At 45.3% G+C, this 25,689-nt stretch carries 18 protein-coding genes; 12 read left to right on the forward strand and 6 right to left on the reverse strand.

All coding sequences use genetic code 11. The features are described 5' to 3' along the window. Nucleotides 1-4: 4 nt before the first annotated feature. From FHS68_RS20375 to FHS68_RS20390, 4 genes are all read right to left on the reverse strand, one after another. Complete coding sequence (locus FHS68_RS20375) at nucleotides 5-1,081, reverse strand: M23 family metallopeptidase (RefSeq protein ID WP_167274153.1); 1,077 nt, start codon at nucleotides 1,079-1,081, stop codon at nucleotides 5-7. Nucleotides 1,082-1,159: 78 nt separating this feature from the next. Then, nucleotides 1,160-2,119 carry a thioredoxin-disulfide reductase gene (gene trxB / locus FHS68_RS20380; RefSeq protein WP_167274156.1) on the reverse strand — a complete coding sequence of 320 codons (960 nt, stop codon included), beginning with the start codon at nucleotides 2,117-2,119 and terminating at the stop codon, nucleotides 1,160-1,162. A gap of 176 nt (nucleotides 2,120-2,295) precedes the next feature. Then, on the reverse strand, nucleotides 2,296-4,227 hold the full coding sequence (locus tag FHS68_RS20385) for an OmpA family protein (protein ID WP_167274159.1): 1,932 nt from the start codon (nucleotides 4,225-4,227) through the stop codon (nucleotides 2,296-2,298). Next, nucleotides 4,227-4,808, reverse strand: coding sequence for a 7-carboxy-7-deazaguanine synthase QueE (locus tag FHS68_RS20390; protein ID WP_167274161.1), 582 nt, complete (start codon nucleotides 4,806-4,808; stop codon nucleotides 4,227-4,229). Before FHS68_RS20390 ends, FHS68_RS20385 begins: the two co-directional genes overlap by 1 nt. Before the next feature lie 170 nt (nucleotides 4,809-4,978). Between FHS68_RS20390 and mnmE the strand changes: the two genes are divergently transcribed. From mnmE to FHS68_RS20410, 4 genes are all read left to right on the forward strand, one after another. Further along, nucleotides 4,979-6,346 carry a tRNA uridine-5-carboxymethylaminomethyl(34) synthesis GTPase MnmE gene (gene mnmE, locus FHS68_RS20395; protein ID WP_167274164.1) on the forward strand — a complete coding sequence of 456 codons (1,368 nt, stop codon included), beginning with the start codon at nucleotides 4,979-4,981 and terminating at the stop codon, nucleotides 6,344-6,346. Between the two features lie 297 nt (nucleotides 6,347-6,643). Beyond that, nucleotides 6,644-9,934 carry a SusC/RagA family TonB-linked outer membrane protein gene (locus FHS68_RS20400; protein WP_167274166.1) on the forward strand — a complete coding sequence of 1,097 codons (3,291 nt, stop codon included), beginning with the start codon at nucleotides 6,644-6,646 and terminating at the stop codon, nucleotides 9,932-9,934. 54 nt (nucleotides 9,935-9,988) lie between these two features. Beyond that, nucleotides 9,989-11,416 carry a SusD/RagB family nutrient-binding outer membrane lipoprotein gene (locus FHS68_RS20405; RefSeq protein WP_167274169.1) on the forward strand — a complete coding sequence of 476 codons (1,428 nt, stop codon included), beginning with the start codon at nucleotides 9,989-9,991 and terminating at the stop codon, nucleotides 11,414-11,416. Nucleotides 11,417-11,441: 25 nt separating this feature from the next. Then, nucleotides 11,442-12,776: an MFS transporter gene (locus tag FHS68_RS20410; RefSeq protein WP_167274172.1), complete on the forward strand. Its 1,335-nt coding sequence runs from the start codon at nucleotides 11,442-11,444 to the stop codon at nucleotides 12,774-12,776. 52 nt (nucleotides 12,777-12,828) lie between these two features. On the opposite strand, the gene FHS68_RS20415 is transcribed toward FHS68_RS20410, so the two are convergent. Continuing rightward, nucleotides 12,829-13,125 carry a hypothetical protein gene (locus FHS68_RS20415; protein WP_167274175.1) on the reverse strand — a complete coding sequence of 99 codons (297 nt, stop codon included), beginning with the start codon at nucleotides 13,123-13,125 and terminating at the stop codon, nucleotides 12,829-12,831. Between the two features lie 346 nt (nucleotides 13,126-13,471). On the opposite strand from FHS68_RS20415, the gene FHS68_RS20420 reads away from it, so the two are divergent. From FHS68_RS20420 to FHS68_RS20435, 4 genes are all read left to right on the forward strand, one after another. After that, the gene (locus tag FHS68_RS20420) at nucleotides 13,472-17,104 is read left to right on the forward strand and encodes a histidine kinase (protein ID WP_229211989.1); all 3,633 of its coding nucleotides are present in this window, start codon (nucleotides 13,472-13,474) and stop codon (nucleotides 17,102-17,104) included. A gap of 10 nt (nucleotides 17,105-17,114) precedes the next feature. After that, nucleotides 17,115-17,864: a LytR/AlgR family response regulator transcription factor gene (locus FHS68_RS20425; protein WP_167274177.1), complete on the forward strand. Its 750-nt coding sequence runs from the start codon at nucleotides 17,115-17,117 to the stop codon at nucleotides 17,862-17,864. An 82-nt stretch (nucleotides 17,865-17,946) separates the two neighbouring features. Next, entirely contained in the window at nucleotides 17,947-18,309 is a 363-nt protein-coding gene (locus FHS68_RS20430) for a hypothetical protein (RefSeq protein WP_167274179.1), read from the forward strand. Nucleotides 18,310-18,366: 57 nt separating this feature from the next. After that, nucleotides 18,367-19,194: an SGNH/GDSL hydrolase family protein gene (locus FHS68_RS20435; protein ID WP_167274181.1), complete on the forward strand. Its 828-nt coding sequence runs from the start codon at nucleotides 18,367-18,369 to the stop codon at nucleotides 19,192-19,194. Here FHS68_RS20435 and FHS68_RS20440 read toward each other — a convergent pair. Beyond that, nucleotides 19,187-19,732: a DUF4468 domain-containing protein gene (locus FHS68_RS20440; protein ID WP_208408375.1), complete on the reverse strand. Its 546-nt coding sequence runs from the start codon at nucleotides 19,730-19,732 to the stop codon at nucleotides 19,187-19,189. The two genes, FHS68_RS20435 and FHS68_RS20440, sit on opposite strands and share 8 nt — an antisense overlap. A 131-nt stretch (nucleotides 19,733-19,863) precedes the next feature. Between FHS68_RS20440 and FHS68_RS20445 the strand changes: the two genes are divergently transcribed. The 4 genes from FHS68_RS20445 to purL all read left to right on the forward strand — a co-directional run bounded on the left by FHS68_RS20445 (nucleotide 19,864) and on the right by purL (nucleotide 25,666). Further along, nucleotides 19,864-20,220, forward strand: a complete 357-nt coding sequence (locus tag FHS68_RS20445; RefSeq protein WP_229211990.1) for a DUF6152 family protein — start codon at nucleotides 19,864-19,866, stop codon at nucleotides 20,218-20,220. 2 nt (nucleotides 20,221-20,222) lie between these two features. Next, entirely contained in the window at nucleotides 20,223-20,699 is a 477-nt protein-coding gene (locus FHS68_RS20450; protein WP_167274184.1) for a DUF6644 family protein, read from the forward strand. 95 nt (nucleotides 20,700-20,794) lie between these two features. Then, the gene (tnpA, locus tag FHS68_RS20455) at nucleotides 20,795-21,256 is read left to right on the forward strand and encodes an IS200/IS605 family transposase (protein WP_167274186.1); all 462 of its coding nucleotides are present in this window, start codon (nucleotides 20,795-20,797) and stop codon (nucleotides 21,254-21,256) included. A gap of 750 nt (nucleotides 21,257-22,006) precedes the next feature. Then, nucleotides 22,007-25,666 (forward strand): phosphoribosylformylglycinamidine synthase, encoded by a 3,660-nt coding sequence (gene purL, locus FHS68_RS20460; protein WP_167274189.1) that lies wholly within the window; start codon nucleotides 22,007-22,009, stop codon nucleotides 25,664-25,666. The last annotated feature ends 23 nt before the right edge of the window (nucleotides 25,667-25,689 follow it).

The following is a 25,689-nucleotide window of genomic DNA, read 5'->3' on the forward strand; positions in this document are numbered from 1 at the left end:
CAGATTATTTAATGCGAAGTTTCTGGCCAATGCGCAATGTGGAACGGGTAGACATCCGGTTGCGCCGCGCGATGGAAGAAATGCTGACGCCATACTTTCCTGCAATAGATCCAAGCGTATCGCCAGACCTCACCTTATGCAATATGGAGCGGCTGTATGCAACGGGCGCATCGCCAGATTCGAATTCGCTTTTGGTGGATTTGCCACGGAGATGGTCCCAGACACTGCTGGTTAGCAAAAAGTGATCTGACTTAATCGATGTATTATCCCAGTCAAAAATATTACGCGGATCGAATGGGTTACCTTCGTAACGGTTCTCGTAATGCAGGTGAGAACCGGAGCTCCTGCCTGTATTTCCTCCCAAGCCGATCATTTCGCCGGCTCTAACCAACTGACCTGATTCTACCAATTGTTGGGACAGGTGGCCATAAAGCGTTTCCAGCCCATTGTAATGTCTTATTACAACAAACTTTCCATAACCGCTGCCATCCCAGGCAACAATTCTGACCATACCATCATAAGTACTGCGGACCGTATCACCCGTTTCAAGGTCTAGGTCGGTTCCATTATGCCAGCGCCCCCAGCGATAGCTAAAATTGGAAGTGGTTGGCGTTCGCGTCATCGGCGTACTCCATTTCCGGTTAAGCGCATCATTATAAAGCGTAAGATCTACCGGTTCATCGAATTCCAATGCTTTGAGGCCATATGGATTGATCGTGCGGGCATCCCATATCACATAATATTCGGCTGCCTTTACCCATTCATCGCCTACCTGCAAAGAATCCACAACTTCAACCACATCCGTTTCACCTTCATCAATGGTGGTGGTGTCTTCGCTAACGATTGGATTAAGTGGCTTAACAGGTTCAAATTGGCTCTGAAATTTTAGATTGGATGTTTCTACCTCATATTCATCCTCAGGCTGAGGAGCGGTAGCTTTTGTAGTAGGTCCTTCGTTAGCATTGTTTCCGGACTGATTAATTTTTGGATTTCTTTTGAACTTCCCCCGCTCCTGCGCTTGCGAATCCCAAGTGGTCATACACAAAATCAGAAAAAGGCTTGCTAAAAAATTTACTTTCATAGTACAAAATGGATCAGACTACATGCACCTTTTTGAGATGTATGTAGTCTGATAAGATTTTAGGGGTTGGGCAAATAATTAAGCTATTTCTTCAATAATCGTCTCTACTTCACGCTCCATTAAAAACCTTTCAGCGTCCAGTGCAGCCATACAACCGGTTCCGGCTGCGGTTACGGCTTGTCTGTAAACATTGTCCTGTGCATCACCACAAGCGAATACACCCTTAATATTAGTACAAGCGCTTCCTTTAATGGTTTGGATATACCCCGTTTCGTCCATATTCAGATAACCCTTGAATATATCCGTATTTGGTTTGTGACCGATTGCTACAAAGAAACCAGTTGCATTCAAAAGTTGCTCCTCGCCGGTTTTATTATTTTTTACCAAAACAGATTCCAGCTCATCTTCACCATTCAGTTTCACCGTTTCTGTGTTCCAAAGAACTTCAATGTTCGGTAACATTTCAACTCTTTTTTGCATGATCTTTGAGGCACGCATTTCATCCCGGCGAACCAGTAAGTACACTTTATTCACCAATTTGGCCAGATAACTTGCCTCTTCGGCAGCTGTATCACCGGCGCCAACGACTACCACATCCTGACCTCTGAAAAAGAACCCATCACAAACCGCACAGGCCGAAACGCCTCTTCCATTCAAACGTTCTTCACCGTCCATTCCAAGCCATTTTGCCGATGCACCGGTAGAAATAATCACCGATTCAGCGGTGATTTCATGTTTGTTATCAATAATCACTTTATGCGGATAGTCTGTAAAATCAACCGCAGTGGCCAGGCCGTAGCGAACATCCGTTCCGAAACGTTTGGCTTGTTTTTCGAAATTGATCATCATTTCGGGGCCGGAGATTCCGTCAGGATATCCCGGGTAATTGTCAACCTCAGTGGTAATCGTCAGTTGGCCACCCGGCTGCGTACCTGTGTATAACACCGGATTCAGTCCGGCTCTGGAAGCATATATGGCAGCGGTGTAACCGGCAGGGCCGGAACCGATGATAAGACAAGAAATTTTTTCAGATGTCATGTTTATTAAATACTAAATGTTAATAACGATTCTTCCGCAATAAATTGAAATTTTGGAAGGCCCTGACCAGGCATTATTTAGTGTGTAAAAGGAAGCAATTCAATGATTATCTTCGTTGTATAGAACATTGGCTGATCGACAAAAGTGCGAAATTTCAGCTCTTTATGCAAATTGAGTTAAAGAATCCGCCATTCAATCCGTCGGTTCTTCTGGCGGCTAAGTTCCGAATCATTAGGTGCCACCGGCTTGGTTTCTCCATACCCTTTGGCAACAATTCTTTCGTCGCCTATACCGGATTTGTGCAAATATTGCTGAACCGATTGCGCCCTTCTTTTTGAAAGTTCCAGGTTTTCCGAATCGGAGCCGACGTCGTCCGTATGACCGGAGATTTCTATTTTAATGGCTTTATTTCGATTCAGGAAATCGGCCATTTTATCCAGTTCGACTTTTGACTTATCGTCCAGATCGAATTTTCCGGTTTGAAAAAAGATATTATTCAAAACTTCCGCCCGGTCTTTTTCAATGGCTTCCAAAGGAATATCCAGGTTTACGAAAGATGCAGTATCGCTAACAGCAAAAGACAGACTCTTAAAAAGATAACCATTTTTGGAAACATAAAATGCGTATTCGCCACCACTGTTAAGCACGGCCAAAAACGTCCCTGTTTTGCTATCCGATGTAAAAGCACCCACTTTTTGCTGCGTTTTCAAATCAAATAAATCAATGTCTGACGCTAGCGCTGCGCCAGTCTTTTTATCAAAAATTTTTCCTTTTGCATAACGGGTCGGAACGATCATTTCCTGCAAAGTTGCTGGCACCGCAAAAGTGTACAGCAACGACCGACCTTTCCCTTTATCAGAGTTATCATCCGTGTAATATGCCTTTTCACCATCGGAAGCGATAAAAAGACCAACCTGATCGGATACGGTATTAAGCGGATAGCCAATGTTCCTGGGCGCGGACCACACCGTATCGACACGCTGCGCAATGAAAATATCAAACCCGCCCATGCCAGGCAGACCGTTGGAAGCATAAAACAGTGTGCGGCCATTCGCGTGAATGAATGGCGCATTTTCGTCATCGGTCGTGTTAATGATCGCCCCGAGGTTTTTGGGGGATGTCCATTGTTTCTTTTCATTGAGGCTGGTTACCCAAATGTCCCGTCGGCCCTGACCACCTTTTCTATCAGAAGCAAAGTAAAGAATGTGCCCATCAGCGGAAAGTGACGGCTGCGATTCCCATTCCCTCGAATTGACCTGGTCGCCCAGATTGACCGGTGCGCTCCAATCTTTTCCATCTTTTTGGGAAATATAAAGGTCGCAGCTGCCATAACCATCCTGCCGGTTGCAGGCGGTAAAAACCAGCGTTCGCCCGTCGGCCGAAACACTGCAGGTACCTTCGTTATTAGTTGTATTGATAGAGGCAGAAATTTCCTGAGGTTTTTCCCAGCCAAGCGTGACTCGGCCAGACGTGGCCCGGCCGCCTTTCTTGCGTTGGGTAATATAGATATTCTCATCCCTGTTTTCCGTAAGACCAGTGAAAATCAGTGTTTCATCATCGGCGGTCAGGACAGGAAAATACTGGGTGCCAAGAAAATTGACCGTATCTCCCAATGATCTTTTTTCGATTTTCAGGGGATTTTTGATCGCTTCCTGAGCAAAGCGGGATGAAGCAATAGATTTTTCGGCGAGACGGGAAAGACTTGATTTGGCAGGGAAAAGCGGAAATGCTTTTTGAAAATAAACCTGCGCAGAATCGTATCGTTCTGCTTCGAAATAATGTTTGCCCATCCATTGGAAAGCAGGCCCGGACTGCGGGGACGTAGGTCTTAACTGAATGGCTTTGGAATAATACTTTTTAGTGAGGTCTGTGTTTCGCTGCAATTCGTAGATCTGGGCCAAACGCAAATTCACATCATAGCTGTTTGGCTCCTGCTCCAATACATTTTGAAAGAGCGTTATGGCTTCTGGTAACTTCCGGTCCTGCCATGCTTTTTGTGCTTTTTCATATGTTTCCCGGCCCTTTCTGGATAATGTAGCGTCCTGGGCGGTGGCAAAAAAAGAGGTTGTGAAAACTAAAAAGCAAAGTATATAAAGAACGCGTTGCATTACGGAATGTTCATGAATTTGTGCGTTTGTAACGACATTTTCCACTTTGGATTGCCTTTAATATAGTCAATCATCAAAGGCAGCATTACGTCCTGCTTACTCCATTCCGGCTGCATCAAAAGCGTGCAGTCACGTGAAACCAGCGCAGCATGTTCCTCAGCAAATTCAAAATCACTTTTATTGTAAATAATGGATTTCAGCTCGTTTGCATTCCTATATATGTCCGGATGCGGGGATTTAAATTTTTTGGGTGAAAAACAAACCCAATCCCAATGTCCCGTGAAGGGGTAAACGCCAGAGGTTTCAATGTTGGTTTTAAAACCCGCCTGCTGCAAAGCGCCCGTCAGGTTATCCAGGTTATACATCAAAGGCTCGCCGCCAGTAATGACAGCCAATCGTCCCGGATATTTCAAAGCACCCTCTACAATGGAATCAACTGCATATTTAGGATGAATGTGCGCGTCCCAGGATTCCTTGACATCACACCAATGGCAACCTACATCACATCCACCCAACCTGATAAAATAGGCCGCCCGACCGCTATGCTGCCCTTCACCCTGCAAAGTGTAGAAGGCTTCCATGACCGGAAGTTGGTTTGTGACAATAGGAGAAGTTTCGGTAAGCAAAATTTGAATGAGGATTGTTTTGAAAAAGAAGAACAAACAAAAACGTCTGAAAATGCCACAAAGGTACGAATTTCAAAATTGTGCAATTCCATGTTCGATCTTCTATTTAGTCGCATATTTGTAAAATGAACACAATGCCTATCCATCAGCAGGAAGTGATTTGCGCACTGGCCACACCGTCGGGAGTCGGTGCAATCGCCATTGTCAGGGTTTCGGGTCTCGGCAGTATCACGATTGTCAATGCTATTTTCAAAGGGAAAAATTTGGAAAATGCGGAGACCCATACCGTGCATTTTGGTACTATCAATACGGATACGGAAATTATCGATGAGGTATTGGTAACCGTCTTTAAATCACCAAAATCCTTCACAAAAGAAGATTCCGTCGAAATTTCCTGCCATGGCTCGGACTATATCATTCGCCAGATCCTGAAATTGCTCATTACAAAAGGTGCCCGGATTGCCAAGCCCGGAGAATTCACCCAAAGAGCATTTCTGAACGGCCAATTTGACCTGGTACAAGCCGAAGCCGTCGCGGATTTAATCGCCGCGGATTCTCAGGCCAGCCATAAAACGGCGTTGAATCAATTAAGAGGAAGCTTCTCGAAAAAACTGGCTTCCTTACGTACCGAGCTGATCCATTTCGCATCATTAATAGAGCTCGAACTGGACTTCGGCGAAGAAGATGTGGAATTCGCTGAGCGTGACGATCTCCGCCGGCTTATTAATGCATTGTTAGAAACGATCGCGCCGCTGATTGATTCCTTCGATTTTGGAAACGCAATGAAGGAAGGTGTTCCTGTTGCCATCATCGGCTCGCCCAATGTTGGGAAATCAACACTTTTAAATGCATTGCTTCAGGAAGAAAAAGCCATCGTAACCAGCATTGCAGGCACAACACGGGACGTCATCGAAGATACCATTGTACTGGGAGGTCTGAAATTTCGCTTCATCGACACCGCAGGCATCCGTGAGACGACCGATCTGGTCGAATCCATTGGGATAGAACGTTCAAAAGCAGCGATGGAAAAGGCAGATATCATAATTTTTCTTTTTGATAGTGAAGAAACGTTACTTGAAAACAAAGCATTGGCGAAGCTGCTTCCTGTTGATAAGGAGATTCTATATGTTTTGAATAAAATAGATGTAAATCAAGCAGACACGGAAAAACTGCTTGCCCTTGACGAAGAAATCGTACCTATCTCAGCCCAAACGCAATCTGGCCTACCCCAATTAACGAGCAAATTAGTGGCTCTCGTCCACGGCCAATCGGCGAGCGATACCGTCGTAACGAACGCCCGTCATTACGAACATCTGGTAAAAACCCATGAGGCGTTAACGGAAGTGATCAACGGATTAACCTTAGGTGTTACCGGTGATTTTCTGGCTCAGGATATCCGACTTTCCCTACATCATTTGGGGGAGATTACGGGAACTATTGTGACGGATGATTTGCTGGATAACATTTTTTCGAAGTTTTGTATCGGCAAGTAATCAGGTATACTAAATTATACTTGGTCTTCGAAGATTTCATCCGTCTTGGCACCCTTATTTTGTATTGGATTATACTATGCAGTCACTGATTCCAACGAATACAGTCAAAATGGACTATGAGCCAGTAATTGAGGTATTTGCATGTATTTTACCCGCTCTTTAAGGGTTGTGTCAGGTGTGTAAATCAAAGTCTCTTTACTGATTTCTATGCGAGATCCACACAATGGTAAGTTGCCCAATATTACGTCTGCATTAACATTCCAATAATTTATAATACATCAGCTATTTTTTCATCTTATGACTAAAACATTATTATTCATTATTTTTTTAGTTTCCATCATTAAAATCCCGCTTTGTGCGCAACAAAGTGTTCAGGTAAGCGGCTCGGTCCAGGGAAGTGAATCGGGGGCAGCCTTTCCAGGAGCCACAGTTCAGGTAAAAGGAACAACAATCGGCACCACTACGGATGCGAGCGGAACATTTAAACTCAGCATTCCTGCTACTGCTACTTCGCTGATCTTTTCAGCCATTGGGATGCAGACGATCGAGGAGCCCATTTCCGGCCGAAGTGTCATCAGCATTTCACTCAGCTCAAATTCAGAGGTACTCAATGAAGTAGTCATTACTGCGCTCGGATTAAAAGGAGAGCGCGACAAATTTGCATCTTCCATTTCCACATTGGAAGGAAAGGCAATCACCCGGACTGGTGAAACGAGCCTGCTGACAGGATTGAGCGGAAAAACTTCCGGCGTTTTGATTACCCGTAATGGCGGCGATCCGGGCGCTGGTGCTTACATTCAGATCAGAGGTCAAAACACAATCAACGGAAGCGCTCAGCCTTTGTTTGTCATTGACGGAGTGCCGGTGAGCAATGCCAGCGACAACGCAGGAACAGCTGCGAATAATGGGATTATCCAGCAATCGCGTATCAATGACATTAACCCGGAAGATATTGAGCGGATGGAAGTCTTAAAAGGCGCATCGGCTGCGGCTTTGTGGGGAACGCGGGCTGCAAATGGTGTGATCATCATTACCACCAAAAAGGGACGGGATACCAACGGGAAAGTCAACATTACATTCAAATCCACAGTATCTTTTGACCGCGTGAACAAAATGCCTGCGTTGCAGCGCACGTATGGGCAAGGTTCTGCAGGACTTTACCAGCAAGGTAACCGCAATAGTTTTGGTGACCTGATTGCAAGCCGCTCCGGTGGCGCTGACTCTTACATCAGCGATCCTGCCGCTGCTGGTTATCAAGGAGTTGTTACATTTCCTGATGGTAAAAGCCGATATGCGATCGCGCCGGGGACAGCAGCCAATCCCCACGGCGGTAAGAATGATTTGAGCACCTATGATCATACTAAAGATGTGTTTCAAACCGGCCATTTTACGGATAATAGTCTCAACATCAGCGGCGGAGATAGTAAGTCAACTTTTCTGGTGAGTTATTCCAATCTCAATCAGGACGGCGTGATCAAGGCTTTCAGTAATTACAAACGCAATACTGCGCGGGTAAATGTTGGTAGTCAGTTTACCAGCTGGCTTCGTGCTTCGGCCAATGTGGGTTATACTAAAGTGCAATCTTCCAGGGTCCAGGAGGGCGATAATGTAGAGGGTATCATGCTGGGCGGTTTGCGGACGCCGCCTGATTTCGACAATGCCATTTCCGCGGGAACATTCATTAATCCGGCCGGACAAGTTTTTAACGATGCGCATGTTTCTTATCGCAATCCATTGGGAAAAGATTTGAGCACCATTTATTCAAATCCTGTTTGGAACATCAGCAACAATAGAAATACCAGTGACGTCGACCGGCTGATCGGGACATTGCAATTGGATATCACGCCGGTTTCCTGGCTGAATATTACCGGCCGCACGGGCGTCGATAACTTTACTGATAACCGTTTGGAGCGTTTTGCAAGAAATTCAGCATTGTTTGCGAATGGTTTTTTGTCTAAAAACTGGATCTCAGAAAAGCAGTTTAACACCGATGTTTTTGCCAGCGCAAATACGACTTTCAACAATCAGTTCAGCGGTTCGCTGCTTGTGGGCGTCAATTACAACAGCCGCAGACGTGCAACACTTTCCGGCGCGATCAGCAATCTCATCGTGCCGACAGCCCCGGATATACTAACCAATGCACTCAATTCCAATCTGACTGCAAACAACTACAACTCCCTGATCCGGACTTACGCATATTATGCCCAGGCTGATTTGCAGGCCTATAATATGTTCTTTTTAACACTGACCGGCAGAAATGAAAGTGCATCCACATTCGGATCAAAAACCAAAAACAGTTTCTTTTTCCCTTCCGCTGCATTAGCTTGGCAATTCACGAAATTGAATGCGCTGGAAAACAGCGGTGTTCTGAGCTTCGGAAAACTCCGGTTAACCTGGGGGCAAGTGGGCATCCAGCCGCAGCCCTATCAAAATTTCACCACTTTCGGACCTGCGTCTTACGGCGATACATTCACCCGCGGGCTGAGTTCGGCCAGCGCATTATATGGCGGCGGATATGTCCGTAGCACTACGGCCGGCAATGATTTCTTGCGACCCGAGCGAAAAACGGAGTCGGAAATAGGTGTTGATTTAAGGTTTTTCAAGAACAAGGTCACATTCTCGGCCACAGCTTATAGCAACCGCACCAAAGACGTAATTCTTGCATTGAATATCCCAAGTGGCACAGGTTACACCATCCGCAACATCAACGCTGCTGAACTCTCTAACAAAGGATTGGAACTGGATGCAACTGCTAATGTGCTTGTTAAAGGTGATTTTACCTGGAATTTGTCTGCGAACTTCTCGCTTAACCGCAGCAATGTGGTTTCGCTGGCTGGTGCTTCCGTTTATACTTTGCCCGACAGTTACATGCAGAATTCTTCTCTAATCCCTGGGCAGCCATTCGGAATTTTTTATTCAACCGATTTTCTTAAAAATGAATCTGGCGCATTAGCACTTGATGCGAATGGGTTTCCGCAGGGCGGCACGCAAAACGAGATCATTGGAAATCCAAACCCAAAATGGCGTGGCGGTTTGGGAAGCACATTTGCTTATAAAAGCGTGTCCCTATTCGTTTTGTTTGATCGCATTGCCGGTAATGATTTCTTCAACGGAACGCGCGGCTCGCTTTACAATTTTGGAACACATGGTGATCAGGGTCATACAGTCATAGCTCCGGTCGGCGGCCTGAAAGATGTGAATGGAAACACCATTGCAGAGGGAACGGCCTTTCAGGGGCAGATCAAGGATTTTGGCGCCGGGCCGGTTGCCATCAATCAGGCCTGGTGGCAGGGACGCGGAACAGCTTCGACATCTGCATCTTACAGGCAATTTGTAGAAGATGCCAGCGCGTCGCGTCTGCGAGAGATCACTCTCACATACAGTTTAAAAAGCGCAGCCTTCCGCCATTTCACGCATTTGTACAACGTTGATTTCAGCCTGACCGGCCGCAATCTGGTTTTGTGGACTAAATATACAGGCACTGATCCGGAAGTAAATATTTCTGGCGCCGGACTGTCTCGCGGTCAGGATTGGTTTACAAATCCAAATACAAAATCGCTTCTGTTTAGTGTCCGTGTCATGTATTAATTCAGTATCAATACTTCCGAAAAAATCTTCGAGATCAATAACATATCAAGCAAAATGAATAAATTATTTGCAATAAAAATAATAATGGCGTTGCTGGTCACCCAGTTTCTTGGAAGCTGCGAACAAAGTTTCGATCAGCCCGACATTCAGAATAATCCCAATGCAGTGACCGATGTGAATGTAGCGACACTACTTGCAGGCACCGAACTGGGTGTATCCATGCTACACGAAGACACGGACGTTCGCATAGCATCCATGTGGGCGGGTGAACTGGCTGGCTTGTCGCGGGCGCACCAGGGTTTTGGTCAATACATTGTCTCTTCCCAAAGCTTCAGCTGGAATGTGCTTTATCCTGTTGCCAGCCAGGCGCGTTTGATCCAGGTTAAGGCAGATGCCTTAGGTGATAAATGGACGAAAGGCGTTGGTCAGGTTCTGGAAGCATTGGTCATTGCCAAAGCGACTTCGCTATATGGTGATGTGCCTTACAGTCAGGCATTCGATGAAACCAATTACCCCACCCCGGCATTTGACAAACAAGCAGACATTTACAAAGCGCTTCAAACAACATTGGATAATGCGATTATCAATCTTTCAACGCCGTCCGGCCTCGCTTTTGCCCAGCAGGATTTTTTGTATAAAGGTAATGTAGCTAAATGGAAAGCCGCTGCCAATACGCTCAAAGCCAGACTATACCTGCATACTGCGGAGTATGAAAATGCAATTTCCAGTGCCGCCAAAGGCATTAAAAGTAAAGATGGGGATATGCTGATTCCACACGGCACAAGTCTGGGCGTTGACCTAAACCAAAACTATGATTTCTTCCGGGTCAACCGCGCGGGTGATACAGGGTTTGATGGCGCTTATCTGCCTAAACTAATGCAGTCACGCATTGCATCCGGAAATACCAAAACGGATGAAACTGCGCTCTATAATTATTATTTCAAAACCGGGATTATCGCGCCGGGCAGTTTGGATGCCAATACAACTGACGGTGCATTTATGGCCAATTCGCCGCATCCTATTTTGACTTACTATGAAAACGAGCTGATCATAGCGGAGGCGCAGGCGCGGAGAAACGCGACATCAGAATCATTAGTCGCATTAAATGCAGTTCGTGCTGGATTAGCAGGCGGTTATCTCAATGGTGCGACGATAGCTTCCACGGGACGGAAATATGAACCTTATACATTAAATGATTTTTCGGCGACTGGAATTGCAAATCCAACCAGGGCAGCAACGGTTCAATTGGCATTGCTAAATGATATCATTGCACAACGCTACATTGTATTTTTAATGCAATATGAGGCATTCAATGATTACAGGCGTCTGGCCACAGCGACTCCTATTGTGCAGCTGCCCATTCCCTTATATGTTGGCAGCCGGAAACCGCAGCGGTTCATTTATCCGCAAAGTGAAATTGCCACCAATCCGAATGTCCCCACTCCCTTGCCTGATCAGTTTACAAATGTGCCTATTTTCTAAAACCGCCAGCCCCAGTTGATCATATATGTGGAGCAAAAAGATACCTGCATTGTCTGAGAATACAACATTGCGATATGCCAACTTCATCGCGTTGTATTTTGCTGAGGGACTGCATATGGGCATGCTCTTCGTGGGTATTCCAGCCTGGCTGGCCATGCAGGGCAAAACCCCAACTGAGATCGGCGGATTTGCGGTAGCTTGTTCACTTCCGTGGACATTCAAATTTGTCGCTGCTCCGCTAATGGACCGCTACGCCTATTTGCCCATGGGCCGAAAACGTCCCTGGGTGATCGGTGCCCAATTGGGATTAACAGCCAGTTTCATTGCATTGGCATTCGTACCAGATCCGCTCAACAATTTAGATTTATTGATGGGTGCAGCATTTCTCGCCTCGTTCTGCGGCGCCTTGCAGGATGCTGCCACCGATGGAATGGCCGTAGATGTACTCGCCGACCACCAGCAGGCCCGCGCTAACGGATTCATGGGCGGGGCAAGAATGATCGGCAGCTCGCTTGCATTGGCCGCTGGCAGCTGGATTTTGAATGTACATGGTTTTACAGCCGCCATTCTGGTGATTTCTGCAATGGTTGGCCTGATGACATTGGTGCCGATCATATTACGTGAACAACCTGAAGAAAAAATTCTTCCTTGGGGACCCGGAACTGCTTCTTTACAAAATCGAATATATCAGGGCACAAAATGGGCAACGATTTTGAAATCCCTGTACAGCGTCTTTCGGTTAAGGGATTCTCTGCTGGTTGCCCTGCTCATGTTCGTTTCAATGGGCTCTTATAATTATTTTGAAACATTGCTGCCCATTTTTGCCGTTAAAATCACCGGCTGGACTAACACCCTTTATTCCCAGGCATTTGCTACTGCTGATTTGATTGGCGGTATTGCAGGTCTATTGATGGGAGGCTATTTGATTGAGCGGTTTGGAAAAAAACGGATGATAGGCATTTACTTTTTTCTGATCATGTTGATAACAAGTGCACTCATTTTGTCGAAGTCCTACTGGGAAAATAGCACATTTCTTTACGGTTTTATTATCATTTACCGGTGGCTCAATGCATTTGCTAAAATCGGTGTTTATGCCATCGCGATGCAATGCTGCTCCAAGAAAGTTTCCGCAAGCCAATTTACTTTTTATATGACGCTGGGTTCGCTGGGTTCCATGGTCGGTGCGACATTAATCGGACCGATGAAAGAAAATTTCAGTTGGGACGTGACTTTTTTTCTGTTCGTGGTTTTTTTAGCATTTGCCTGGATCATCATGTATGTTTTGGACATTACAAAATTGACTAACCAGATTGAACAATTTGAAGTGACGGAAACCAATCAGGAAATCGCTGTAATTTAGCGTGGTATGACGGTATGATCATTAAAAAGCAACATTACTCTTACAAAAATCCCTACTTCCAATCCGGCTTCGTAGCAATTATAACACCAATATAAACCAGTGTAAAAGCCAGGCAGACTACCAGAGGAGCGGCTGGAATCCACAGTAGAATGTTGGCTGCGCCTATTTTTCCAGCGCTTTTCAAGCTGAAAGCAATGACCACTACCACTACCAGGACTGCGCCGATGAGGTTGATGATGTCGTTATGGCTGGTACCATGTTGCAATGTGAGGGCATCGTACAACGAATTGGCGATGATCAGCAGGATTGCGATAATGTTGACACTTAGTGCTGCGGTAAACCAGAACATGAGCTAGTTGAGTTAAGGGTGAAACTTGGTTTTGTTAAAAATTCGCGAAAAAAATCCATTCTAACGATCCGTTAGAATGGATTGGCAGTGACTTTTTTCATGGCTAATGTATTTCATAACGCTTGTGCAAATATGCGCCTTCATCTATCCATCGGAATGATTTAATGAGGTAGTGGCAGCTTCTAACTATCGAACGGTAAATTTCGGATCAGGCCCGACTTTATCTCTGTGTTGCTTGGCCGGGACATTTCGCCGGTTAATTTTTAGGCCCTGCCGTTCAGTAACTTTATTTTGATTATTTAACCTTATTTTGGACTACTTCGGTCAAATAATGCAAACTCAACGCATGAAGGCCTTCCTTTCAAATGGCAGAATGCCAATATTGGAAAAGTTGAAATCCAGATCTGTCAGTTTGGTTGGGTTTTTAATACTTCTATGGTTGCCGGGCTTCTTGTCTGCCCAATCAATCTTCCAAAACATTAAATGGCAGGATGGTCTAAGTGCCAAGCAGGTAAGGTGCCTCTACAAAGACGCTACCGGGTTTCTTTGGATTGGGACTTCCAATGGGTTGAACCGTTTTGACGGCGCGGTAGTAAAGCGGTACAAAAGTGGTCGACACGAGAAAAATCTGTTTATCAACGCTTTACATCCTATCGACGGTCAAGACAAGTTACTGCTTGGACTTAGACAGGGCGTTACCATTTTTGATAAAAAGACAGCCACTTTTTCAAAGGACGCGCGGTTTGACGCATTAAATAACTTGACGGTGGTAACCATAGAGTCGGACCCATTGGGCCGGCTATGGATTGGGACGACTTCACGGATCTTTATCTTTGAGTCCGGTAAATTATGGCCAATTGCCCAGCTGATGCCAGAAGCTTCCATGTTTGGAAGCAATGATTTCTTCCTTTCTGCGCTGGTACTTGATACCGCCCGGCACGGCTTCTGGGTCGCTGGCCGGACTCCTGTATTTATAGATTATCAGGCGAAAAAGGTTTATTCGAAAGCTAATAATGTACTGAAGTCTCCGATATTGGAGGTCAATAATGTTCATGCACTCGCCATTGACGGCAAAAGCAATGTATGGTACGGCTGCGATGACGATCCGTCCCTGAATTTCTGGGATATCAAAACAAATCGCGTCCAAAAATATTTAAACCTCGATGGCAGGAAGATAAGCGAAGGATGCAACCATCTTTTTGTAGATCACCAAGGAAGGCTGTGGATATCGACCTGGCTTTTCGCGGCTTTTATGAAGGAGCCGGGGAAACCCATCAAAATGCTCAATTATAGTCAGAATCAGGAGTATACCATTGGATATGGTCATTTCCGGGATGCAATTGAAGACGCTGAGGGAAATATTTGGCTGGGGACAATCAACGGAGTAAGCAAAAGCCAGGCCAACTATCCATTAACCTCCATTTATCAATTACCCAATTTTAAGTTTTTCCTGGAAACGGGGTTTGCACACGCCAATTACATCAGCGTAGATGGCAGTATGATCATGGCCTGCAAAGAGGACGGGATTGTTGCTTATAATACAAATGACGGAACATACAGACGTTATGCAGTTTCGGACAAAGAGTTAATCAAAAACAGGTTTGTCATGACTGTTAAAGCAGGCGACACCTGGTGGTTTGCTGGAAATGATGGCATTTACTATCTCGAAAAAGGGGCTTCCCAACTTAAAAGCTTCAAAAACATAAAAAAGAGTACGCCGACGAAGTATGCCAATTTTATTTTCGTGGATGACTTTGGGAAGATCTGGTTCCAGATCGAAGGTGATGCGATCTACCGACATGATCCCGTGCTCAAAAAAACGGACCGTTTTGATGGAAAGGATGAAAAGTTTGGACGCTTTGTCTTCGGCAACTGTGATAGTTTTGTAAAGCTCAAAAAAAGCAACCACGACATCCTGTTCTCCATGCCGTGGAAAGGATTGCTTAGGTTCAATCACGACACCCAAAAATTTGTCTTTTCCGCATCTCATGGCGTTCAAGATCTTGACATCCTTCAAATAGCCGAGGACGACCAGGGCGCCATATGGGCCTCAGTAGGTGGGCGAGGTATCCTTAAGATGAACACGGAAGGGGAGGTGTTGGATAGCATTAACTCTGCTAACGGACTTTTCTACGATTACATTACGAGCATTGACATTGATGCGAAGGGAGCGGTTTGGGGCGCCACCCGCGAAGGGTTGATGTTTTTTAATCCAAATACCAGGGCCGTCACCAAAGTCGACATCGATCTTGGAAAAACACTTCAGGATTATTTCAATTTTGTAACCATTGCCCAAGGGAAAGTTTACGCAGTGATGCTGGACCACATTGTAGTTATTGATCCTTTGCGTTTTGCAGGGATACCGGTAAAAAAGCCGCCTTTCATCACTTCAGTTCAGGTTTTGGGGACGGAGAAAGTGAGTTTGCAGAGGAACAATCTACTTGAACTTGAACCCGATGAGGACTTTATCACCTTTCAATATGCGTCTTTAAACCATCGCGATATCCCTTCGCTCCAATATAGTTACCAGCTGGAAGGCATTGATAAAGGGTGGGTCAATGCTGCGCGGTCGATTACCGCTTCTTACACCAACCTCTTGCCGGGTGACTATACTTTTAAGGTGCGCAGTACCAATCAATTTGGTGCCTGGATGAATTCTGCGAGGACGTTGAAAGTATTTGTAAGGCCTTACTGGTGGCAAACCTGGTGGTTTATAGCGTTTTGTTGTTTGATGTTTTTTGGCAGTTTATTTTTTGCCTACCGGGCTTATCTCAGGCGAAAACAAAAAATACGTTTTGACAACACCATCGACTATTTTGCAAACTCCGTGTACGGCGATAACTCAGTGACCGAAATCTGCTGGGACATTGCCCGTAACTGCATTTCCCAAATGCGGTTTGAAGATTGCGTGGTATATCTGCTCAATGAACAAAAGAATATTTTAGTGCAGCAGGCAGCTTATGGCCCCAAAAATCCAAAGGGATTTGAAATTGTAAACCCTATTGAAATTCCAGTTGGCAAAGGGATTGTTGGTGCCGTGGCGCTTTCGGGCAAGCCACTTATCATTTCGGATACGCGAAAGGATGATCGGTATGTGGTTGACGACCTGGCGCGGCTTTCTGAAATTGCGGTTCCGATATTACATGAGGGCAAGGTGATTGGCGTGATCGACTCGGAGCATACCAACCGCAATTTTTTCCATGAAAAACATCTTAAGACACTAACTACCGTTGCGGCGATCAGCGCTAATAAAATTGCGGAAGCCCTTGCTAAGTCGCAGGCGCACAAGCAGGAACTGATGGTGTTGGAAATTCAGAAGATGTTGGCTGAGAGCCAGTTGATGGCGCTCCGGGCGCAGATGAACCCTCATTTTGTTTTCAATTGCCTTAATAGTATTCAGGAATGCATTGTCACTCGTAAATATGCAGAAGCCAGCAAGTACTTGAATAAATTTTCCAAGTTATTCCGGTTGGTATTGAATAATTCAGGAAAAAAACTGGTCAGTCTGGAAGAGGAACGACTGGTTTTGGAACTGTACCTGGAATTGGAATTGATGCGTTTTGAGCAAAGTTTCAGTTATCAGATCGTATTGGATCCGCGGCTCGACGAAAACCAGATCTTGCTGCCTTCCATGCTACTGCAGCCCTATGTAGAAAATGCACTTTGGCATGGCTTGATGTCCAAGGATGGCGACCGCCAGATGCTGATTGAGTTTGTCATGATCGATGAGGATACGTTTTTGTGCAGGATTGACGACAATGGGGTGGGCAGGAAAAAGTCTTTTGAATTCAAAAGTCAGAACAGCAAGCCCAAAAATCATAAGTCGATGGGTTTGGCCATTTCCAAAGACCGCATCGATATTCTGAGCCTGCAAGGTAACCACGCCAGCGTGCGGATCATCGATAAATATGATCCGGAGGGACACGCCACCGGCACTTTGGTTGAAGTAGAATTATCCACCTATTTGAAAACCCCTTAACATTTACTCAATGATCAAAGCACTTATTATTGACGACGAACCAAAGGCCAGAAACATTCTCAACTATTACATTGAAGATTTTATTGAGGATATCACCGAAGTCCGTCAGGCCGAATCGGTGGATGCGGCGCTCGAAATCCTAAAAACCTATCGCCCATCCCTTGTTTTTCTGGATGTGGAAATGCCAAAGAAGAATGGGTTCGATTTTCTAAGATCCTTCAAAGAGCCTGGATTTGAAGTGATATTCACAACCGCATATAACCAATATGCGATCCAGGCCATCCGTTTCAGCGCGCTTGATTATCTGTTGAAGCCGGTAGACCCTGACGAACTTAAAGCTTCGGTGGAGCGATTCCGTGCCAAGATGGCGCCGGGACAGCAGAATAAGGTCTTATTCAATAACCTGGCGGATAATATGACCAAAGGGCATCCGAAAGACTTTCGGCTGGCGATACCATCCAAGGACGGCGTATTTTTCCTGACCATCGACCAGATCATCCGGATGCAGGGCGACGGCAATTATACTTTTATTCATTGCAAAGACAAGAAGCCGATCGTTACCAGCAAGACCCTCAAACATTATGAGGAAATGCTGGAAGAGTTTGGTTTCATCCGTACGCATAAATCTCACCTGGTCAATCCTTTACACATTGTAAAACTAGCCCCGGACCGCGATTGCCTGATCTTGACCGATGGTTCGCAGATCGAAATTTCCCGGAGGAAAAAAGAGGACGTCATTGAAATGTTGAAAATCCGATGACTTTTACCATTGCCTAAATAAATGTTACCGCTCAATTGTTAAGGCTAGGTTGCCGTTTGGGAGGCTGTTCCTTTGTAATCAAATGGAACTTATCATCATTCAAATCTCGTATCTGGTGCAGGCGGGCGTAGTTTTACTACTTCTCATTATTGCTTTTAAAATCATAAAAGCTTTGAAATCGGCACCTCAGACCGTCGCCCAACGGATCCTTAAACATGGGTCTGAGGCGAGGGCAAAAGTATTGAGCACAGAACATGTGCCTGGCCTGCAAGACCAGATTAAGCTGCTATTGCAGGTAGAACCTAAGTCGGGAAGAAATTTTGTTGTAGAGATCGTTGCTAATACACAGGACAATGATGTTATTGAACTGCACTGTGGTTCCACAGTTTCGGTTATGTATAACCCAATCAATCGCCAGCAGGTGGTTTTAACCGGCAAGCTTTAAGGTCTGAACTGCGTGCAACACTGGACGGCCCGTTCAGGGATTTACGATTTACTTGTTATGAAAAAATCAATACTACTGGTTCTTTTAACCCTTATATGCTTTGGAGCCAGGCCGCGCAAGATAAGCTGGGTTGCAATCGGCGATTCGATTACATACCTCAATGATCACAAAGACGAAACCGGAAATCGGGTCACAAAAGGTTTTCTTACGCTGATTTCGGAGAAATTTCCTAATGTTGAGTATGTCAATCAAGGGCATAATGGCTGGACATCGCTCAACATTGCGGAGAAAATAGAGTCGATCAACTTGGTTAGCGCGGATGTTTATACCGTATTTCTGGGAACGAACGATTGGTGGCAGGGAAAGACCTTGGGCTCGATTTCGGATTATGAAGATCAAACAGGTACACGAACGGTATACGGTTCATTTCGGGTGATTATCAATAAGTTGAAGATGTTGAATGAAGAGGCCAAGATCATCCTGATCACACCGATGCAGCGAGGGGATTTCGTATATATTAATAATATTAAAAACAATGCGTACGGATCCTACAAGCCCAAAAAAGAGCAAACACTCGAACAATTTGCCGATGCCGTCGAGGAAATTGGCGATTTAGAGAAATTTCCAGTGGTCGATCTATATCATGACTCTGGAATGACGATGGACAATATCGTGAATTTCAAGAGGCTGAAAGATCCAGGCACAGGCGAATACAAAAATTACACCTACCCGGAATACACTAACATCCCTTTCGATCCAGAGAAAGACGAATATCCATACCCCGTTGAAGCGAGCAACATGACCTATGACGGTCTGCACCCTTCCGATAAAGGCTATGAAATCATCGCCAATATGCTGATTGAAAAGTGGGAAGGGCTTAAATAGTGAATTGTTTCAAGCTGGCGAGCAGATTGTACATGGCGGTATTAATCCCATTGTTGTCGGCCTTTAAAATTTTGAGTTGATCTTCCATTTCAGTCTGTTTTTTCTTATTCGTTTCTGCATTCACGATAATCTCTTTTGCGGTAATATCGTCATTCTCTTTTGCTGTCAGTCGTTCGGGGCTATGCACGGTAGAAATGCCGTCGAGATTGGTGATTTTGGCAAAATATTGGTTGTCCTGGCATTCAATGGTCAGATCAAACCGGACGTATCCGTACAAAGCATGAATCACTGGGACGTAACTGGTGATGCGCAGTTTTCCTGAATTCGGATCTTCAAACGCGACCGCATTTTCATAGTTACCGAACGTTTTGGATACCCAATCCTGGACCTTCTTATAAAGTTCGGCTTTGGCTAAACTGGGCTTTCCTGAATCTGAGTAAAAAATGTTTTTTTCCTGATCCAATGGCAGCAGGCCTTCCTGTGCGAAGGAGTAGCTGGTCAAAAAAAGAAACAAAATTGAAATGATGATGTGTTTCAAAATGGAAGTGGATGATTAGCGGGCAAATATAGGGAAAACATTTTCCGTCTGCGGAATAGGGGATTTTGGTTCGTATTAGTTTCAAAAGTCGGATCAATTGGTTACTTTTAAACTACACTAAAACTCAACATATGATGACCCGATTAAAAAACCTTACGCTTATTTTTGCAGTTTTGCTGCTGGCCTCTTTCACTGCCCTGCACCACGGCTGGGCCGATTACGATCAGACTAAGCCAACAGATTTCAAGACTAAAATCGAAGAATCCATTTACGAAAATCCGCATGTGCTTGCAAAAGTGAAGTACAAAAAGGAATTAATTACCGTATTTCTGGCTCCGACCAGCCGCATGACTGACCGTGGATTGACGGCGGATATGATCACAAAAGGCACTTCCGTTCAATTGGTTGCCTATCCCCACAAAACTGAAAAAAATCAGATGCGCGCCGAGCGTATTTTTGTCGATGGCAAGAAATTTGAATTGCGCTAACCGTGCTGGAATTTCTTGACTGGCTTGAAAAATCCTCATGGGCGGTTGGCATCAGGCAATCATTGTATCTATACCCGGTATTGGAAATCATCCATATACTGGGTATAGTTATGTTGGTGGGTGCTGCTTTTCTCTTCGATCTCCGTCTTTTAGGTCATTCCAAAACTTTGCCGGTAACAGACCTAGCAAAGCATCTGTTGCCCTGGTCTCAGAGAGGTTTAATCCTGATCGTACCCTCCGGCTTACTGCTTTTCATCACCAATGCCCAGGCCCTGGGAACTGACTTCACCTTCTGGCTGAAAATCGTATTGATTGGTGTCGCCGCGATGAATGTCTGGGTGTTTCACCGGTTTATTTATAAGTTTCCAAACACCTCCAATGATTCACTGGAGCTTCCAGCTTCTTCTAAAATTTCTGCGCTGATTTCGATTTTAGTTTGGATTGCGGTGATTGCTTGTGGGCGGTTGCTGGCTTATTGAACCGGATAAAAAGGCATAACAGCACTTTGAAAATTGAAAGCCTGGAATGTGGGTTTAATTTTTAGTTTCAGCTGAAAATTAAACGATATCTAGACATGGCAAATACCTATCACCAAATGTACGCCCAGACGGTTTTTGCAGTCAAGTATCGCGAGGCAAGAATTCAAATTGACTGGAAGGCTGATCTTTTAGCTGTGATTGGGAATTTGATCAACGAAACCGGAGCAAGTACCATCATTGTAAATGGTGTTGAGGATCACGTTCACTGCTTTTTCAGCATGAAACCATCACAATGTGTTTCAGATATCATGAAAAGTGCCAAGGCAAAATCTTCGAAGTGGATAAATGAGTCGGGGTTATTGAAACGGCGTTTTGAGTGGCAGATTGGTTACGGTTCTTTCACTTACAATAAAACGGACATTCACAGAGTGTTTAAGTACATCGAAAATCAGGAAGCTCATCATAAGAAACAGTCTTTCAGGGCTGAGTACATCGAAATGCTGGTTCAACACGGAATCGAATTTGAGCACCGACATTTGTTTGAGGATTTGCGGTAGTTCTCAGGATTGAAATCCTGAGTTAGGATATCGGTCGTGCCTCTGGCACTTGCAGATCATAAAGTGCCAGAGGGACGATATACTTCGGGCCACACGTCCTCAGGATTGAAATCCTGAGTTAGTATATTGGTCGTGCCTCTGGCACTTGCAGATCACAAAGTGCCAGAGGGACGATATACCTCGGGTCACATGTCCTCAGGATTGAAATCCTGAGATATCACAATGGTCGTGCCTCTGGCACTTGCAGATCACAAAGTGTCATAGGGACGATATGCGTCGGGCCACATGTCCTCAGGATTGAAATCCTAAGTTAGTATATTGGTCGTGCCTCTGGCACTTGCAGATCACAAAGTGTCATAGGGACGATATACCTCGGGTCACACGTTCTCAGGATTGAAATCCTGAGTTAGTATATTGGTCGTGCCTCTGGCACTTGCAGATCACAAAGTGTCATAGGGACGATATGCCTCGGGTCACACGTCCTCAGGATTGAAATCCTGAGTTAGTATATTGGTCGTGCCTCTGGCACTTGCAAATCACAAAGTGCCATAGGGACGATATGCCTAGGGTCACATGTCCTCAGGATTGAAATCCTGAGATATCACATTGGTCGTGCCTCTGGCACTTGCAAATCACAAAGTGCCAGAGGCACGACCAATCTCCTAACTACGGAATTCATTCCGTAGAAAAACCCCGATAAGGATATACAAAAAGCAAATAACCCTTACCTTTGCGGCATAATACCATACCATGATATACTTTTTTGAAGACACCCAAAACACTGTCTTTGCGTTGCAAATAGGGCGACCGCTGGAAGACATCGATATCTCAAAATTAAGCTGGCTTTTTGGCGGCGCAGAACTCCGGGATGAGCAAACCATCACGGAGTTTTTTGTTGGTCCCCGTGCTGCAATGATTACGCCTTGGAGTACCAATGCCGTGGAAATTACCCAGAATATGGACATCCAAGGTATCGTCCGCATAGAGGAGTTTAAAAAGGTTGATTCCGATTTCAACGGTTTCGACCCAATGCTTTCGCAAAAGTACAGCGAACTGAACCAGGATATTTATACCATTAGCATAAAACCGGAGGCGATTCAGGAGGTAGATGACATTGCTGCTTATAATAAGCAGGAAGGACTTTCTTTGAGTGATGAGGAAGTTGACTATTTGAACAAACTAGCGGAAAAATTAAACCGCAAATTGACCGATTCGGAAGTATTTGGATTCTCACAAGTGAACTCCGAACATTGCCGCCATAAGATTTTCAATGGAACATTTGTGATCGATGGCCAAGAGCAGCCAATATCCTTATTCAAGCTGATCCGTAAAACTTCCGAGGCCAATCCGAATTCAATTGTTTCGGCTTATAAGGACAATGTGGCTTTTGTAAAAGGCCCGGTTATCCAGCAATTCGCGCCAAAACAGCCGGATGTCCCTGAGTATTATGAGATTAAAGATTTTGAGTCGGTACTATCATTAAAAGCCGAGACACATAATTTCCCAACAACCGTCGAGCCATTTAATGGTGCTGCTACTGGCTCCGGCGGTGAGATTCGGGATCGATTAGCCGGCGGACAAGGTTCTTTGCCTTTGGCGGGAACCGCGGTTTATATGACTGCGCTTTCCCGTCTGGAGGACAATCGGCCTTGGGAGAAGGGGGTTGAGGAAAGAAAATGGTTGTACCAAACGCCTATGGATATTCTGATCAAGGCCTCCAATGGAGCAACGGATTTTGGTAATAAATTTGGCCAGCCGCTGATTGTTGGATCGTTACTTACTTTCGAACATGAGGAACAAGGTCGCAAGCTTGGGTATGATAAAGTCATCATGCAGGCCGGAGGTGTAGGATATGGAAAGGCAGATCAGGCTGAAAAATCAACTCCTGAAATCGGCGATCAGATCGTCGTAATGGGCGGTGAGAACTACCGGATTGGAATGGGCGGCGCAGCGGTTTCCTCTGCTGATACCGGTGCTTTTGGATCGGGTATTGAATTAAATGCGATTCAGCGCTCCAATCCAGAAATGCAAAAGCGGGTTGCCAATGCAGTGCGTGGGATGGTTGAAAGTGGCAACAACACCATTGTCTCCATTCACGATCACGGTGCAGGTGGACATTTAAACTGTCTTTCTGAACTTGTTGAGGAAACCGGCGGAAATATTGATCTGGATAATTTACCAGTCGGTGATCCGACACTTTCGGCAAAAGAAATTATTGGTAATGAATCCCAAGAACGGATGGGATTGGTGATCAGTAAGGAAAATCTGGAAACGCTGAAACGAATCGCGGATCGCGAAAGAGCGCCGTTGTATCAGGTGGGAGAGGTTACCGGTAATCACCGATTCATATTCCAATCGAAGAAAACCGGGGCCAAGCCAATGGACCTGGAAATGGAAGATATGTTTGGCAGCTCGCCGAAAACGGTCATGGCCGACAAAACCATTGAAAGAAATTATGAGCCGATTACTTATGAAATCGACAAGCTGCATGAATACCTCGAACAAATGCTTCAACTGGAGGCAGTTGCGAGCAAAGACTGGCTTACGAATAAAGTAGATCGTTGCGTAGGCGGCCACGTCGCTAAGCAGCAATGCGCTGGACCTTTGCAATTGCCTTTGAATAATGTCGGCGTAATGGCATTAGATTTCCAGGGAAAAGATGGCATTGCTACTTCAATTGGCCACGCACCACTTTCAGCATTGATCGATCCGGCTGCTGGAAGCCGCAATGCAATCGCCGAATCACTTTCCAATATTGTTTGGGCACCGTTGAAAGACGGATTAGCAAGCGTTTCGCTCTCTGCAAACTGGATGTGGGCTTGCAGGAATGAAGGTGAAGATACACGTTTATACAAAGCCGTAAAAGCATGTTCTGAGTTCGCCATCAGCTTAGGGATCAATATCCCGACTGGAAAGGATTCGCTTTCGATGAAGCAGAAATACAAGGATACCGAAGTGATTGCACCAGGAACGGTAATCATTTCCGCGGCTGGACATTGCGATGACATTACTACCGTAGTTGAGCCTGTTTTGAAGAAAAGCGGCGGGGCAATTTACTATATCAATTTGTCGGTAGATACCTATAAATTGGGTGGCTCATCGTTTGGTCAGATCCTGAATAAGATAGGTGATAAAACGCCCGATACTATTGATGCGGCTGCGTTTAAAACTACTTTTAATACAATTCAAGAATTAATAAAAGCGGGAAAAATCCAGGCTGGTCACGATATCGGCAGCGGCGGTTTAATCACGACTTTGCTTGAAATGTGCTTCGCAGACCGCGATTTGGGCGCTTCCATTGATCTTTCAGCTCTGGGAGACCAGGATATCATTAAAAAGCTTTTTGCCGAAAATATCGGAATCGTTTTCCAAGCTGATGAATCTGCGGAATCGGTTCTTGCGGCGACCGGAGTGATTTACCATAAAATTGGGACCGTTAATCTTGCGTCGACTTTAACGGTGAAAGATGCCTCTGGAAAATGGGATTTTGATATTGATCATCTTCGAGATGTCTGGTTCAAAACCTCCTATCTTCTCGATAAAAAACAAACTAAGCCAGAACTGGCCAAAGAGCGTTTCGACAACTATAAATTCCACGTATTGCGCTATAAATTCCCTGCTCAATTCGATGGCAGAAAACCGTTAATTGACGAGTCAAAACTTCGTCCAAAAGCAGCGGTACTTCGGGAAAAAGGCAGTAACTCCGAGCGGGAATTGGCCAATGCAATGTATCTGGCTGGTTTTGATGTAAAAGACGTCCACATGACCGACCTGATTTCCGGTCGTGAAACATTGGAAGACATTCAATTTATAGGCGCAGTAGGAGGGTTTTCAAATTCGGATGTTCTTGGTTCTGCCAAAGGTTGGGCCGGGGCTTTTCTTTACAACGAAAAAGCCAGGATTGCACTTGATAATTTCTTCAAACGAGAGGATACCTTGTCAGTCGGGGTTTGTAATGGTTGCCAGCTATTTGTAGAACTCGGGTTGATTAACCTGGGCCACGACGTGAAACCCAAAATGCTGCACAACGCGAGCGGAAAACACGAAAGTATCTTTACCTCACTGACTATCCAACCCAATAAATCGGTAATGCTTTCATCACTGGCGGGCAGCACGCTCGGCGTTTGGGTTTCCCATGGAGAAGGACGTTTTGAGTTCCCGTATACCGAAGACCGTTACAGCATCGTCGCCAAGTACGGCTACGAAACTTACCCGGCCAATCCGAATGGTTCAGGATTTAATACTGCGATGCTTTGTGACGAAACAGGCAGGCATCTAGTAATGATGCCTCACATTGAAAGATCGTTGTTCCAATGGCATTGGGCGAATTATCCGGAAGGGCGAAAGGATGAGGTTTCTCCCTGGATTGAGGCGTTTGTGAATGCGCGGGAGTGGGTGGAAGGGAGGTAGAGGTTTCCTTGCACCGGGATTCA

This window comes from Dyadobacter arcticus (genome assembly GCF_011762185.1).
Taxonomy (GTDB): Bacteria; Bacteroidota; Bacteroidia; order Cytophagales; family Spirosomataceae; genus Dyadobacter; species Dyadobacter arcticus.